At 35.1% G+C, this 547-nt stretch carries 1 protein-coding gene; it reads left to right on the forward strand.

Features of this window, described 5'->3' with window-relative positions:
* Window positions 1–547 (forward strand): hypothetical protein (locus V7068_RS21970; RefSeq protein WP_499714548.1); only part of this gene is annotated, 547 nt, incomplete at both ends.

Below are 547 nucleotides of genomic sequence, written 5' to 3' on the forward strand. Positions count from 1 at the left end.
GGCTGTTATTCAAACGATTTTCGTGGTCCGTTACAAGAGGTAACACTAGAACGCTTATTTGAAGCGAATTTTGAAACAACCGATGATGTTTTAAACAATACCCGCTACTCTACAGAAGATAAATTTCATTCGATTATGGATAAGGTGTTCCATTTTACAGGATTAGATGTTACACACGAGATTGCACAAATGCTAGCATTTGATGCATTCATTCTAAATGAAGATCGTCATACAAATAATATTCTGTTTTTATTTAATCCCCAAACAGAAGCTTGGCAGCTAGCTCCGATTTTTGATCATGGTTTAAGCTTATTATCGGATGTAAAGGATTATCCACTTAGCAAACCTATAGATATTTTAACAAGACAGGTAAAAGCGAAACCTTTCAGCTCTTCATTTAAGAAACAATTAGATTTATATCGAGGAGAACCTTTTATCAAGCGTTCTTTGCTACTTGAAAAATTAGATGAAGCCCCCTACGATTTAGGTAGAGCGAAAGACGTTGTACTCTTGCAATTACGTAATCTTCAGCTACAACGACTAATTA

The sequence above is a fragment of the Bacillus sp. JJ634 genome (genome assembly GCF_036962285.1).
GTDB classification, from domain to species: Bacteria; Bacillota; Bacilli; order Bacillales; family DSM-1321; genus Peribacillus; species Peribacillus asahii_A.